This window comes from Ruegeria sp. B11 (genome assembly GCF_056539785.1).
In genome coordinates, this window is record NZ_JBQFVO010000002.1 from 556,370 (window position 1) to 567,994 (window position 11,625).

Below are 11,625 nucleotides of genomic sequence, written 5' to 3' on the forward strand. Positions count from 1 at the left end.
CTCACACCTGCAAAACGGAACTGACAAGAAGTTGGCTATAGGCGTGTTGCGGGTCATCCAGCACTTGATCGGTCAGGCCTGCCTCGACCACGCGGCCCGATTTCATCACCATCAACCGATCTGCCAGCAGGCGCACCACGGCCAGATCATGAGTGACGATGATCGCCGACAAGCCCATGTCGCGAACTAACCCGCGCAACAAGTCGAGCAACCGCGCCTGAACGGACACGTCCAAACCGCCCGTTGGCTCATCCATAAACACCAGCCGAGGACCGGTCACGAGGTTTCGTGCAATCTGCAGGCGCTGCTGCATCCCGCCCGAAAAGGTCGTCGGGCGATCATCCACACGGGAGGCATCGATCTCCACTCGTTGCAGCCAATCCGTGGCCTTGTCACGTATGTCGCCATAGTGACGCTCTCCAACGGCCATCAGCCGTTCACCTACATTCCCACCGGCACTGACGCCCATGCGCAACCCGTCGCGTGCATGTTGGTGGACAAAGGCCCAATCGGTACGGCTCAGCATCCGGCGCTCGGGCTCGGACATCGTTACCGTGTCCTGCGGACCTTTTGCGCGGGTGTCGAACACAACCTCTCCGGCATCCGGGGTCAGATGCCCGGCCATGCAATTCAGCAGTGTCGACTTACCTGACCCGCTTTCGCCAACGATCCCCATGACCTCGCCGGGATAGAGGTCGAATGACACATCAGCACAGCCAATGTTTGGGCCATAGCGCTTTGTGATGTCCCGAACAGACAGCAAAGGTGTCATGCGGCGTCCTTTCCTTTGTGACCCGCCGCCTGGCGCGCCTCGCAATAGTCGGTATCCGAGCAGACGAACATCCGCCCACCCGCGTCATCGATGATTACCTCGTCCAGATAGCTGTCTTCGGCACCGCACAAGCCGCAGGCTTGGTCGGCCTTGGACGCCTCAAACGGATGATCCTCAAAATCCAGTGAGACAACCTGCGTGTAGGGTGGCAGCGCGTAGATCCGTTGTTCACGCCCAGCTCCGAACAGCTGGATCGCAGCCATATCACCAAGCTTTGGGTTATCGAATTTCGGGATTGGCGACGGGTCCATTACATAGCGGCCTTCGACCTTCACCGGGTAAGCATACGACGTCGCGATATGCCCATGACGACTGATATCTTCGTACAGCTTCACATGCATCAGCCCGTATTCCTCAAGGCTGTGCATCTTGCGGGTTTCGCTCTCTCGCGGTTCCAGAAAGCGCAACGGCTCGGGGATAGGCACCTGATAGACAAGGATCTGACCTTCTTGCAGCGGCTCCTCGGGAATCCGGTGGCGAGTCTGAATCACGGAGGCGTCGCTTGTCGTTGTGGTTGTTTCAACCCCCGCAGTGCGCTCAAAGAAGGTGCGGATCGAGACCGCGTTTGTGGTATCGTCCGAGCCCTGATCGATCACCTTGAACGCGTCATCCGGGGTCAACACAGCGGCCGAGACCTGCACACCGCCCGTACCCCAGCCATACGGCATGGGCATTTCGCGCGAGGCAAACGGCACCTGATAGCCCGGGATCGCCAGACTTTTCAGAATTGCACGGCGGATCATCCGCTTGGTCTGCTCGTCCAGATAAGCAAAGTTATAGGCGTTCATTCCGCAGCCTCCTGCACCTGATTCGCGCCAGCCTCGCGGCGTAGTTTGCGCACCAGTTCCAGTTCAGACTGGAAGTCGACGTAATGCGGCAGCTTGATATGCTCTAGAAACCCCGTCGCTTGAATGTTGTCCGCGTGATAGAGAACAAACTCGGCATCCTGAGCAGGTGCGCCAACATTATCCTCACCCAGTTCTTCCCACCGCAGCGCACGGTCGACCAAAGCCATCGAGATCGCCTTGCGTTCCGTCTGACCAAACACAAGCCCATAACCTCGGGTGAATTGCGGCGGCTCGGTTTTGGAGCCCTTGAACTGGTTAACCGTTTCACATTCGGTCAGAACGACCTCACCGATTTCGATGGCAAAGCCGAGCTCAGGGATCTCCATTTCCACCGGAACGGACCCGATCCGAAGCTCTCCAACAAAGGCGTGATTGCGCGCGTATCCGCGCTGTGTGGAATACGCCAGACCGAGGGTGAAACCTTCATCCGCGCGGGTCAGCGCCTGAAGGCGCAGGGCGCGATCGGCGGGCATTTCAATCGGCTCGCGGGTCAGATCAGGTGGCGGCGTATCGTCATGCGGCGCTTCCTCGATCAGGCCTTCGCGATTGAGGAAATCCGTGACATGCGGCACTTCACCCAGTTCAGCTTCGCGCGCTGGGGCTTTGGGCACCTCACCATCAGCAGCCAGTTTGAAATCCAGTAAGCGATGAGTGTAGTCGAAGGTCGGCCCAAGCACCTGCCCGCCCGGCAAATCCTTGAAGGTTGCCGAAATGCGCCGGTCGCAAGCCATTGCCGCGGTATCAACAGGCGCGGATGCGCCAAAGCGTGGCAACGTGGTTCGATAGGCGCGGATTAAGAAGATGGCCTCAATCAGATCGCCTCGTGCTTGCTTGATCGAAAGTGCGGCCAGATCAGGATCGAACAACGAGCCTTCGGCCATGACACGATTGACCGCCAGGCTAAGCTGTTCGCGGATTTGCGCGATGCTCAGTTCCGCCACATCGGTATCACCACGGCGTTCTTCGGCAAGCCAGGCGTGGGCGTTCTCAATCGCGCGCTCACCGCCTTTTACTGCGACATACATCAGGACACCTCGGTCGTTCTTGGCAAAGCCGCTAGGCGGCTGCTATTCGTGAAGATGAAGTCGAGCCCTAGGGGAAATAGCATCTGATTTTGCTGAAACGCCTCAAGCTCGGACAATGAAAGCGCGGCTTTATCCTTGATGCCCGGACCTGTCAGAGTCGCCCCTGAAGCGATGAGTTCGGGGCATTCCACGATCAACGTGGCAGAGCGATCCGGATATTCGGACGTCCCGATCGGGTATGCGTTCAATGGTCCAAGATCCGACCACGCACCAATGGCAAACATACAATGCGACGGGCCGGTCAGCGGTGCGCCGGTGTGGAATGCAAGCCAGCTGCGTACGGCGTCGCAATCCAGCGCACCTGCCAGATAAACCGGCGTCTCAGTGTCGCAAAGCGTCAACAACACCGCACCCGCTGCTGGTGACATTGGGGCCGGAGGAACTGCGCCAGAAATCTCTTGCACGGTACCGGGACGCGCCATTGCTTCCATCACGCTGCGAAAGGCGTGGGCAGATTGGATCGCGGGATCCTTGAAACCGCCGATCAGGGCTTCTGACTGCATCAATCCTCTCCTCGTACCATGGTGAAGAAATCAACCTTAGTGGCTGCGGCTTTGGCGGCACGCGCGGCCTTTGCATTGGTCAGCTCATCTCGCAAAGGGGTCAGCACTTTTGTGCGCAACAGATCAGACACATCTGTCTGCATCAGTGCATCAACTAGCGCGGCGACTTCGGCATCTTCTTTCCGACGGCCTTGTATATAGGCATGTCCGACTTCGCCCGCTCCCAGAGTCAGCGCACAGCGTGTTACCGTCATTTCGCCCAGATTGAACGGCGCACCAGTCCCACCTGCGCGAGCCCGAACCATGGTGCTGCCAATCTCAGGAGCACGCAGCCATGTGAAGCCGGGGCGAGGCATCGCTGCATCCAACAGGGCGGCCACGCGTCCCTCCGGCGCTTTGGCCAGCAGGCTCATCCAAGCCTTCCGGTCCGCGTTTTCATCAAAAGTGTCTTTCATCTCGACAACTTTTCCATATACTATACAACTATACACATCTTATCATATTTGCCGCCGTCAGACAGAGGAATTTTGTGAAACTTGCGTGACACTCCCACCAAAACCCCGATCTGGAAGGCCATCGCCGACGCACTTCGCAGCGATATGGCCGAAGGGCGCTATGGCCCGGGTGATAAGCTGCCAACCGAAGCGGCACTGGCAGAGCGGTTCGGTGTGAACCGCCATACGGTGCGTCACGGCATCTCGGCCCTTGTGGATGAGGGCCTAATCCGAACGCGCCGGGGCGCGGGCGCTTTTGTGGCAGCCACGCCCACCGATTACCCCATCGGCTCGCGGGTGCGATTCCATGAAAACCTCATCGCTGCTGGTCGCAGACCAGAAAAGAGGGTGCTTCATGTTGAAGAACGGGCAGCGACCGAGGGCGAGGCCACCGCACTGACCGTTTCACCCGGTGATCAGATCTGTGCGTATCACGGCCTCTCATTGGCGGACGGGCACCCGATTGCCGTGTTTGAAAGCATGTTTCCCCTTGAGCGCCTGCCTGGCATCACTGCTGCGCTGCAAGAGACCAGCAGCGTTACCGAGGCGTTAAACAGGTCGGGCGTCACTGACTATACTCGGGCCTCAACCCGGCTGACGGCCACGCGCGCGACGGCCACCCAAGCGCTACATCTGCAGGTCTCTGAAGGGGACCCGCTTCTCAGATCATCCGGGGTGAATGTGGACGAAAAGGGACAACCGGTTGAATTTGGCCGAACCTGGTTTGTTGGAGATCGGGTGACACTGACCCTTGAGAGTTAAGGCTCGTATTTCTCCAGAAACGCATCAGCCGTCAGAGCACGGAAATCGTCGAGCGCCAACCGCAACTTGTCATGAGACCAATTCCACCAGGCCAATGCGATCAACCGATCGGCGATGTGTCGTGGCTGACGCAGTCGCAAGGGTCTTGCAGGTGTACCGGCAACAATTGTGTAGGGGTCTACATCCTTCGTCACCAAGGCACCCGCAGCCACAACAGCCCCGTCACCCAGTGTGACCTCGGGCTTTATCATCGCGCCTGCGCCAATCCATGTATCGTTCCCGATATGGACAATTCGGGATTTGCGGTGACTGAAAAACACCTCGTCCCGATCCGCATCGTCCCAATAATCGTTCGAGCGATACAGGAAATGGTGACAGGACGCCGTGTGCAGCGGGTGATCAGTCGCGCCGATCCGCGAAAACGCGGCGATGTTGGCGAACTTACCGACCTTCGCGTTGGCGATGTCGGCATAACGATCGCAATAGCTGTAGTCGCCCATTTTTGTATGTACGACGCGACTGCCCTTGCCGATTTCAACATAGGCCCCGAACGTGCTTTCGGTAATCTCACATTCGGGGTGAATGCAGGGCTGTTCCGCTGAAAGCCGCGCCATCAGTCTTTCCGCCCGATCAGCTTGCCGCGCAACCAGCCCGAGGCCCAATCCATGAACATCACCATGATGATGATCAGGACAATGTAATAGGCGACCTCTTCCCAATCTTTCTGCGTCTGGATGGCTTGCGTCAGCATCAGTCCGATGCCGCCACCGGTGATCGCACCGATGATCGTTGCCGAACGTGTATTGGACTCGAGGAAATATAGAATCTGGGCCAGCAGCACGGGAACAACCTGCGGGATCACCCCGAACCGGTATCGCTGTAGCGGTTTAGCCCCGGTCGAGGACACCCCCTCGATCTGTTTCTGATCAACGTTTTCCAACGCCTCCGAGAAGATTTTGCCAAACGTGCCCGTGTCGGTAATCAGAATCGCCAACGCGCCGGTCAATGGTCCGGGGCCAAAGGCCCGAGCCAGAACCACAGTCCAGATCAATGCGTCCACACCGCGCACAAAGTCGAAAAGACGGCGCGTTGCGGCGCGAAGCAACATGATCGGCGAAAACCGTTTGGCGGCGAGAAAGGCCAATGGCAGCGCGATCATCGCGGCACCCATCGTACCCAGAAATGCCATCAGGATCGTTTCTCCGATGGCCCAGGCCACATCCTTATGCCGCCACATCGCGTTGTTCCACCAGTCAGAGATTGCGCCTGCGATATTCGAACGGCTTGGATCGATCTGCGCGCCAAACAGGATCTCTCCAATCCCATGGCCGTGGTAGGGACTGTCAAGCGTGAACCAGAACAGCTCCCAACCCGGGAAATAGTTGAACACTTCAGTCCGAGCGCCCGTCATGGTGATCCGGCCCTCAGGCGTTGTGACGCCAACACGCCGTTCAGATGCGGAAATCCAGTCGGGCAGTTCAGAGGGCAGATTTGTCGTCAGGCGGCGTCCCTTGGCCTGCACTTCGATCAGCTGGAAGTCGGGTATTTCAATCTCGGTCCGGTTGTCAGACAGGAACCGCACGATATGATTGCGGCCCAGATCGATCGTCGTCACCTCTTCACCCGATACCCAGTCGGGACGTTTACCCTCGGGATAAGTGCCCTTACGCTCGCCCTCAACAGCATAGGTCACTTCACCGCTCTGATTATTGCGTGTGACATGCACTTTGTGTGACCAGCTATCAGAAGCCAGTGTAACGGCGTTGTCCAGATTGGCACGTTGCGCAAGGCCCGGCAGGTCGAAGGCAAAGAAGATGTAGGTGAGATAAACGAGGATCACGACAGGGATGCTAAAACCGATCAATCGTTTACGCTGAAATAGCTTTTCGGCGTCAAGCTTGGCCCCGTCCAGCCCGAAGTTCCAATCAATTGTGGTCATTGGCCCTGCCCTTCGGTCAGACGGTTGCGGTAGCGGCTGGACACCTGATCGAAGAATACGATGGTGCTGAATAGCAGGATGAAAATCGCGCCGGCCTCGTCAAAACGACCCGGACCCCAAGCCATGGCATTGCGCAGTTCGTAACCCAACCCTCCCGCGCCGACGAAGCCCAGGATGGCAGAAGCGCGAATATTGATCTCAAATCGCAGCAACGTGTAGCTGATATAGTTTGGCGCGACCTGTGGCAGGATACCCAGCATCATCTGTTTCGACCAAGTCGCCCCGGTCGAAGCCAACCCCTCAACCGGTTTCAGATCCGCGTTTTCGGACACTTCCGAGAACATTTTGCCAAGCGCCCCAGCGGTGTGGATTGAGATGGCGATCATCGCCGGCACCGGCCCGCCGCCAAGGACAAAGATCAGCACAAGCGCGATAACGATTTCCGGCACTGCGCGCATAACATCCGAGATACGCCGGAAGACCGGGATTAGACCCGGCCATTTCGCCAGCCCGCGTGTGCCAAGAAGCGACAGGATCAGACCACCGATGGCCCCGATCAACGTGGAAACTGCGGCAATGTTCACCGTCTCAACCAGTGCAGGGATGTACTTCACGATCAGGCCAGGCAGATCGGCCCGCTTTTCCCAAGCTTCAGACAGCACATCCGCCGGGTAATCACCGATCTGATGCAATCCGTCCCAGAACCCACCCGCGTTTCGGGAATCCGCAATGTTGAAACCTGATACCATCAGGACCACAAAGATCAGCAGCGTCAGCCCGCCATAAAGCCTGCGCTTGTGAACTTGTGCCATATAGCTGGATTGAATGGTCTCAACGCCGCCTGGCGCCGCACCGATTGATAAATCTGCCATCCCGAGCCCCGAATGAATAAAGACCGGCAACCCCAATGGGTTGCCGGAAACGTCATGTGCGCGCGTTAGCCACCGATTTTGGCTTTGCGGGCCTCAACAATCGAGATGTAGGTGTCATGCGATACCGGCTGGAAACCCAGCGTCTCGCCTGCCGCCACACCATAAGCGCAATCGGGGTCACGCTCGTGCAGGCCATCGACAAGATCTGTCATGGTCGCACGGACATCGGCAGGCAACGCCTTGCGCAGAACCACAGGGCCTTCGGGGATAACGTTCGATTTCCAGATCTGGACCATGTCGTTCATGTCGACAAGACCTGCGTCAACCGCTTTGCGCAGGGCACCAGAATTGTATCCATCTTCCCAGTTGCCCTGACCATCGGCCCAGGTCACACCACCATCAATGTCGCCATTATTCACAGCGACGATCGTCTGCTCGTGGCCACCAGTGAATTTGACCTCACCGAAATACTCACCCGACTCCATGGTGATACCTTCTTTGTATTGCGGGATTTCGATCGACGGGATCAGATAACCTGAGGTCGAGTTCGGATCTCCAAACCCAAACACTCTGCCTTTCATGTCGTCCAGTGAGGTGACGCCACTATCCTTGCGGGCGAACCCAATCGAGTGATACCCGATTGAACCATCCACATTGACCTTGATCAGAACGGGCTCAACTGCTTCGGGGTCTTGCAGATAGGTGGCCGCGTAAGAAGAGGCACCCAGCCATGCCATGTCGAGTGTACCGCCCAACAGGCCCTGTATCACACCGTTGTAGTCCGCCGGGGCGAATAGCTTGGTCTCAACGCCTAACGCCTCAGAGGTATAGTCTGCAAGACACTGGTACGAGTTCATGCGGTCCTGGGCATTTTCACCACCGAGGATGCCAATGCGAAACTCGGTGATTTCTTCGGCAAGAGCAGCAGTGCTCAATACAGTCGTGGCGGCAAACGACAGTGCGAGGGTCTTTTTCATCATTTTCTCCGTTCGGTTAGATGAAGGTGGCCCGCGACGGACGCGGGGGGGAAATGGCTCAGACGTAGGCTTCCGCTTCGCGGACCTCGGGCCTGTCCAGTGTTTCGATCTCGGTCGAGGTTGCGGCCTCGGAAAAGTCCGCGCCTGCACCGTAGATGTCGCGCGCTACGCCCGTGGTCAGCTGCGCAGGGGTGCCGTCGAACACAATCCGACCATCACGCATTCCGATGACCCGGTCGCAGTAGCGACGCGCGGTATCCAACGTGTGCAGATTAGCAATGACCATTCGGCCGTCTTCTTCGTGAATGGCCCGCAGCGACTGCATCACAACCTGTGCATTCATTGGGTCCAGCGAGGCAATCGGCTCATCCGCCAGAATGATCTTCGGGTCCTGCATCAGCGCGCGGGCGATGGCGACGCGTTGCTGCTGGCCGCCTGATAAGGCTTCGGCTCGTTTGGGTGCTTGCTCGGCAATGCCTAGCCGATCCAGAATTTCAATCGCCTTATGAATATCCGACCGCGGGTACAGGTTGAACATCGTCGAAAAGGTCGATTGCCTGTTCAGCGTGCCATGCAAAACGTTCGAGACGACATCCATGCGCGGTACAAGATTGAACTGCTGGAAGATCATCGCACAGCGCGATTGCCATTCGCGTTTGGCAGCACCGCGAAGCGCAGAGATCTCTTCGCCTTCAAAAGTAATTGTGCCGGTCGTTGCATCGCTCAGACGGTTGACCATGCGCAAAAGCGTGGATTTTCCAGCCCCGGAGCTGCCTATAATCCCGATCATGGTTGGCTTGTCGACAACAATATTCGCCGAATCCACGGCCCGTTTGTCACCAAACTTTTTGGTCAGCTTTTCAATTCTCAGCATATCGCCCCCATCGTTGCGAGGCGGATAGAACGTCAAATCAAAAGCTTCGTGACGCTTTTGAATCGTTTCGTTTACATCTACGCGAAAGATTTGTGACAGGCGCGATGATTGCCTGGTTCTGCAGTGTGTGGCGTTTCTCGCAGGACTCTGCGCGAGTTTTATCCACAGGGCGTCATAAAACTGTTACGCTTGAGCGCAGAAAGAACTAACCTTCACCTATGACCCGTCTTCATGCCAGCCTTCTTCTTCTATGCCTTGTGGTGCCTTCTACTGCGCAGTCTAAAATGGCGGATGTCAGCTGTGATGACAGCGCGCGGATGGCACAGACACTGAAACAGGTTCTGGGGGCCGAACGTCAGGGCATGGGTTTGCGCGATCCCGAAACGATGCTGGAGGTTTGGGTCAAACGCACAAGCGGAGACTGGATGATCGTTCAGAACTACGCCAACGGCACTTCATGCATCGTCGCGATGGGGGACCATTGGCAAGGTGAGGTGCCAGACCCGGCTTAGGCAGGTGTCAGCAGACCGCGCGAACTGCAGACGCGCAATCTCGCTGATTGTGTCGTTCCTTCTGAAGATCTCGCGAAGGGATCAGATCAGTCCAGCAGCCCACGTTCGGTCAGGACTTTGCGAGCGACACGGAAGCATTCAAGAGACTGCGGGACGCCACAATAAATGCCGATCACATGAATGATTGATCGGATTTCCTCTTTGGTGACACCATTGTTCAACGCGCCGTTACAGTGGATTTCCCATTCATGCATCTTGCCGAGTGCCCCAATCATAGCGAGGTTCATCATCGAACGGGTCTTGTGATCGATCGTGTCATCCCCCCAGCCGAAGCCCCAGCACCAAGCAGTCATGTTCTCTTGGAATGAGCGGGTAAAATCATCCGCCGCTGCCAGGTTCTTCTCAACATACTCGGCGCCCAGCGTCGACTTGCGCTGCTTCAGGCCATGTTCAAACAGGTTGTCGTCCATCATTCTCTCCTCAGGTGAAACGACCGATCTGCAACTTAGTCGGTCCTGGCTCGATATTCCGCTAAAGCCGCCGTCCCTGACTTACAACCAACCCCACCACCGAAGGCAAGGGGCTCGATCGCGTCGTTCTGGTCGGGTGTGCCCTTTGGCACAGCGTTGGCTTCGGTGATGTCTTATCTGGCCCATCCACAGCACGTAACGTTATTCAATCGCCTCGCGCATCCATTGTTGAAGCTTCGCAACGGAATGCTCGCTCATGACGCCACAGGCCGGATCAAGCACCAGCGGTCCCGGTTTGTACCCTTTGGATTTCAGGCCGCGGTGAACGGATTCCACTAACCGAATATCCTCGGCCACAGTCGTTTCGCGATCCTGAGTGGCAAGGCCACGGATCACGTCGCTTTCATGACCGCCTTCTGTGTACCACCCGCGCCAGACGGTACAGCTGTCCACTGTATTTGCCCGCCAATGATAGGTGTTCAGAACATTTCCCGGATAGCATTGGAACGAGAACATCGGCCACAGGAACCAGCTTTGATAGTCGCCCGCGTGCTTGTTGCTTTCCAGATCAATCGGATAGGTCATCTTTTCGAGGCTTTGGCACTCGGTCGTGTGACGCAGCACGTAACCTCCCGACACATCGGGCTGAATGTCATAGGTTTCCGGTTTGATCACGCCTTCGGCAAAGGTCGGGTGATTAGTTGGGCAGTGATAGCATTCCGAGTAATTCTCGATCGAAACCTTCCAATTGCAGTTTTCGGGAATTTCCACCCACTCTAAGGGGGCCAGAGCGTTAGTGTTCGGCACGAACTCAGACAACTCGTCCCGGACGCCGGGATACCATTCGTCCATCGTTGCCGCGTTATCGTCCAAATTGACAAAGATGAACCCGAGGAAGTCTTCGGTCCGTACTTCGGTCAGACAGATTTTCGCGCGATCAAAACCGGGAACTTTCTTGATGTTCGGTCCAGACCGCAGGCCGCCAGTCAGCTCATAGGTCCACTGATGATAGGGACAGACCACTACACGGGTATTTCCGGTTCCGGTCACCATTTCATGCGCACGATGCTGGCACACGTTGTAGAAAGTCCTGACAAGATTGTCGCGTCCGCGAATGGCAAAAAGGTTCTGACCAGCGATTTCGAACGCAAAGTAATCGCCTACATTTGGGATATCTGCCGCATGACCAGCGTATTGCCAAGTTCTGCACAACAGGCCGTTCATCTCTTTGTCGAATATGTCAGGATCCGTATAGTACCGGGCCTCGAGCGAGTGGGTTGGCAGGACAGTCATATTTTTTCTCCTGATACAAGCCGGGCTGGTGTTTCAGTCAAAAAGATCGCGTCAGGATTCGTAACATCCGTACGCGTCAGAATACCACTTGAAACATCTGTACCGCACATTGCTTACCTCGGTATGTACATTTGTGCCATTTTTAATTGACAGTGGTACATATG

Annotated in this window: 14 protein-coding genes; 2 read left to right on the plus strand and 12 right to left on the minus strand. The window is 56.7% G+C overall.

Annotated features, from left to right (window positions below; translation table 11 throughout):
- Position 1: 1 nt before the first annotated feature.
- From phnK to phnG, 5 genes are read right to left on the minus strand one after another with little or no spacing between them, the layout of a single operon-like run.
- Positions 2-772: a phosphonate C-P lyase system protein PhnK gene (gene phnK / locus ACR0I1_RS10255; RefSeq protein WP_170394315.1), complete on the minus strand. Its 771-nt coding sequence runs from the start codon at positions 770-772 to the stop codon at positions 2-4.
- Positions 769-1,620, minus strand: a complete 852-nt coding sequence (locus ACR0I1_RS10260; protein WP_480706276.1) for an alpha-D-ribose 1-methylphosphonate 5-phosphate C-P-lyase PhnJ — start codon at positions 1,618-1,620, stop codon at positions 769-771. The genes phnK and ACR0I1_RS10260 overlap by 4 nt, the downstream gene beginning before the upstream one ends.
- A complete protein-coding gene (locus ACR0I1_RS10265) occupies positions 1,617-2,705 on the minus strand; it encodes a carbon-phosphorus lyase complex subunit (RefSeq protein WP_480706278.1) in 1,089 nt (362 codons plus the stop codon). Before ACR0I1_RS10265 ends, ACR0I1_RS10260 begins: the two co-directional genes overlap by 4 nt.
- Positions 2,705-3,268: a phosphonate C-P lyase system protein PhnH gene (phnH, locus tag ACR0I1_RS10270; RefSeq protein WP_480706280.1), complete on the minus strand. Its 564-nt coding sequence runs from the start codon at positions 3,266-3,268 to the stop codon at positions 2,705-2,707. Before phnH ends, ACR0I1_RS10265 begins: the two co-directional genes overlap by 1 nt.
- A complete protein-coding gene (phnG, locus tag ACR0I1_RS10275; protein ID WP_170394307.1) occupies positions 3,268-3,723 on the minus strand; it encodes a phosphonate C-P lyase system protein PhnG in 456 nt (151 codons plus the stop codon). Before phnG ends, phnH begins: the two co-directional genes overlap by 1 nt.
- An 81-nt stretch (positions 3,724-3,804) precedes the next feature.
- Here phnG and phnF point away from each other — a divergent pair, with 81 nt between their 5' ends.
- Positions 3,805-4,524, plus strand: a complete 720-nt coding sequence (gene phnF, locus ACR0I1_RS10280) for a phosphonate metabolism transcriptional regulator PhnF (RefSeq protein ID WP_170509522.1) — start codon at positions 3,805-3,807, stop codon at positions 4,522-4,524.
- Here the strand turns inward: phnF and ACR0I1_RS10285 are convergent.
- The 5 genes from ACR0I1_RS10285 to phnC all read right to left on the minus strand — a co-directional run bounded on the left by ACR0I1_RS10285 (position 4,521) and on the right by phnC (position 9,186).
- Complete coding sequence (locus ACR0I1_RS10285; RefSeq protein ID WP_170407658.1) at positions 4,521-5,138, minus strand: DapH/DapD/GlmU-related protein; 618 nt, start codon at positions 5,136-5,138, stop codon at positions 4,521-4,523. The genes phnF and ACR0I1_RS10285 overlap by 4 nt on opposite strands.
- Positions 5,138-6,463 carry a phosphonate ABC transporter, permease protein PhnE gene (gene phnE, locus ACR0I1_RS10290; protein WP_170407654.1) on the minus strand — a complete coding sequence of 442 codons (1,326 nt, stop codon included), beginning with the start codon at positions 6,461-6,463 and terminating at the stop codon, positions 5,138-5,140. The genes ACR0I1_RS10285 and phnE (ACR0I1_RS10290) overlap by 1 nt, the downstream gene beginning before the upstream one ends.
- Positions 6,460-7,335: a phosphonate ABC transporter, permease protein PhnE gene (phnE, locus tag ACR0I1_RS10295; RefSeq protein WP_170407651.1), complete on the minus strand. Its 876-nt coding sequence runs from the start codon at positions 7,333-7,335 to the stop codon at positions 6,460-6,462. The genes phnE (ACR0I1_RS10290) and phnE (ACR0I1_RS10295) overlap by 4 nt, the downstream gene beginning before the upstream one ends.
- A 65-nt stretch (positions 7,336-7,400) precedes the next feature.
- Positions 7,401-8,312, minus strand: coding sequence for a phosphonate ABC transporter substrate-binding protein (gene phnD, locus ACR0I1_RS10300; RefSeq protein WP_170611738.1), 912 nt, complete (start codon positions 8,310-8,312; stop codon positions 7,401-7,403).
- Between the two features lie 58 nt (positions 8,313-8,370).
- Positions 8,371-9,186: a phosphonate ABC transporter ATP-binding protein gene (gene phnC, locus ACR0I1_RS10305; RefSeq protein ID WP_170394291.1), complete on the minus strand. Its 816-nt coding sequence runs from the start codon at positions 9,184-9,186 to the stop codon at positions 8,371-8,373.
- A 218-nt stretch (positions 9,187-9,404) separates the two neighbouring features.
- Here phnC and ACR0I1_RS10310 point away from each other — a divergent pair, with 218 nt between their 5' ends.
- Positions 9,405-9,698, plus strand: a complete 294-nt coding sequence (locus ACR0I1_RS10310) for a hypothetical protein (protein ID WP_170646977.1) — start codon at positions 9,405-9,407, stop codon at positions 9,696-9,698.
- 86 nt (positions 9,699-9,784) lie between these two features.
- Here the strand turns inward: ACR0I1_RS10310 and ACR0I1_RS10315 are convergent, their stop codons facing one another.
- Both ACR0I1_RS10315 and ACR0I1_RS10320 read right to left on the minus strand, forming a co-directional pair.
- Positions 9,785-10,171 (minus strand): carboxymuconolactone decarboxylase family protein, encoded by a 387-nt coding sequence (locus ACR0I1_RS10315; RefSeq protein WP_480436495.1) that lies wholly within the window; start codon positions 10,169-10,171, stop codon positions 9,785-9,787.
- 198 nt (positions 10,172-10,369) lie between these two features.
- Positions 10,370-11,461 carry an aromatic ring-hydroxylating oxygenase subunit alpha gene (locus ACR0I1_RS10320; RefSeq protein ID WP_170394282.1) on the minus strand — a complete coding sequence of 364 codons (1,092 nt, stop codon included), beginning with the start codon at positions 11,459-11,461 and terminating at the stop codon, positions 10,370-10,372.
- Positions 11,462-11,625 lie beyond the last annotated feature (164 nt).

Excerpts from the sequence above, each read along its gene's own strand:
- phnG (WP_170394307.1), bottom strand. The coding sequence starts at position 3,723 with ATGAAAGACACTTTTGATGAAAACGCGGACCGGAAGGCTTGGATGAGC.
- phnE (WP_170407654.1), bottom strand. The coding sequence starts at position 6,463 with ATGACCACAATTGATTGGAACTTCGGGCTGGACGGGGCCAAGCTTGAC.
- ACR0I1_RS10320 (WP_170394282.1), bottom strand. The coding sequence starts at position 11,461 with ATGACTGTCCTGCCAACCCACTCGCTCGAGGCCCGGTACTATACGGAT.
- phnC (WP_170394291.1), bottom strand. The coding sequence starts at position 9,186 with ATGCTGAGAATTGAAAAGCTGACCAAAAAGTTTGGTGACAAACGGGCC.
- phnE (WP_170407651.1), bottom strand. The coding sequence starts at position 7,335 with ATGGCAGATTTATCAATCGGTGCGGCGCCAGGCGGCGTTGAGACCATT.
- phnK (WP_170394315.1), bottom strand. The coding sequence starts at position 772 with ATGACACCTTTGCTGTCTGTTCGGGACATCACAAAGCGCTATGGCCCA.
- ACR0I1_RS10285 (WP_170407658.1), bottom strand. The coding sequence starts at position 5,138 with ATGGCGCGGCTTTCAGCGGAACAGCCCTGCATTCACCCCGAATGTGAG.
- ACR0I1_RS10315 (WP_480436495.1), bottom strand. The coding sequence starts at position 10,171 with ATGATGGACGACAACCTGTTTGAACATGGCCTGAAGCAGCGCAAGTCG.
- phnH (WP_480706280.1), bottom strand. The coding sequence starts at position 3,268 with ATGCAGTCAGAAGCCCTGATCGGCGGTTTCAAGGATCCCGCGATCCAA.
- phnD (WP_170611738.1), bottom strand. The coding sequence starts at position 8,312 with ATGAAAAAGACCCTCGCACTGTCGTTTGCCGCCACGACTGTATTGAGC.
- ACR0I1_RS10310 (WP_170646977.1), top strand. The coding sequence starts at position 9,405 with ATGACCCGTCTTCATGCCAGCCTTCTTCTTCTATGCCTTGTGGTGCCT.
- ACR0I1_RS10265 (WP_480706278.1), bottom strand. The coding sequence starts at position 2,705 with ATGTATGTCGCAGTAAAAGGCGGTGAGCGCGCGATTGAGAACGCCCAC.
- ACR0I1_RS10260 (WP_480706276.1), bottom strand. The coding sequence starts at position 1,620 with ATGAACGCCTATAACTTTGCTTATCTGGACGAGCAGACCAAGCGGATG.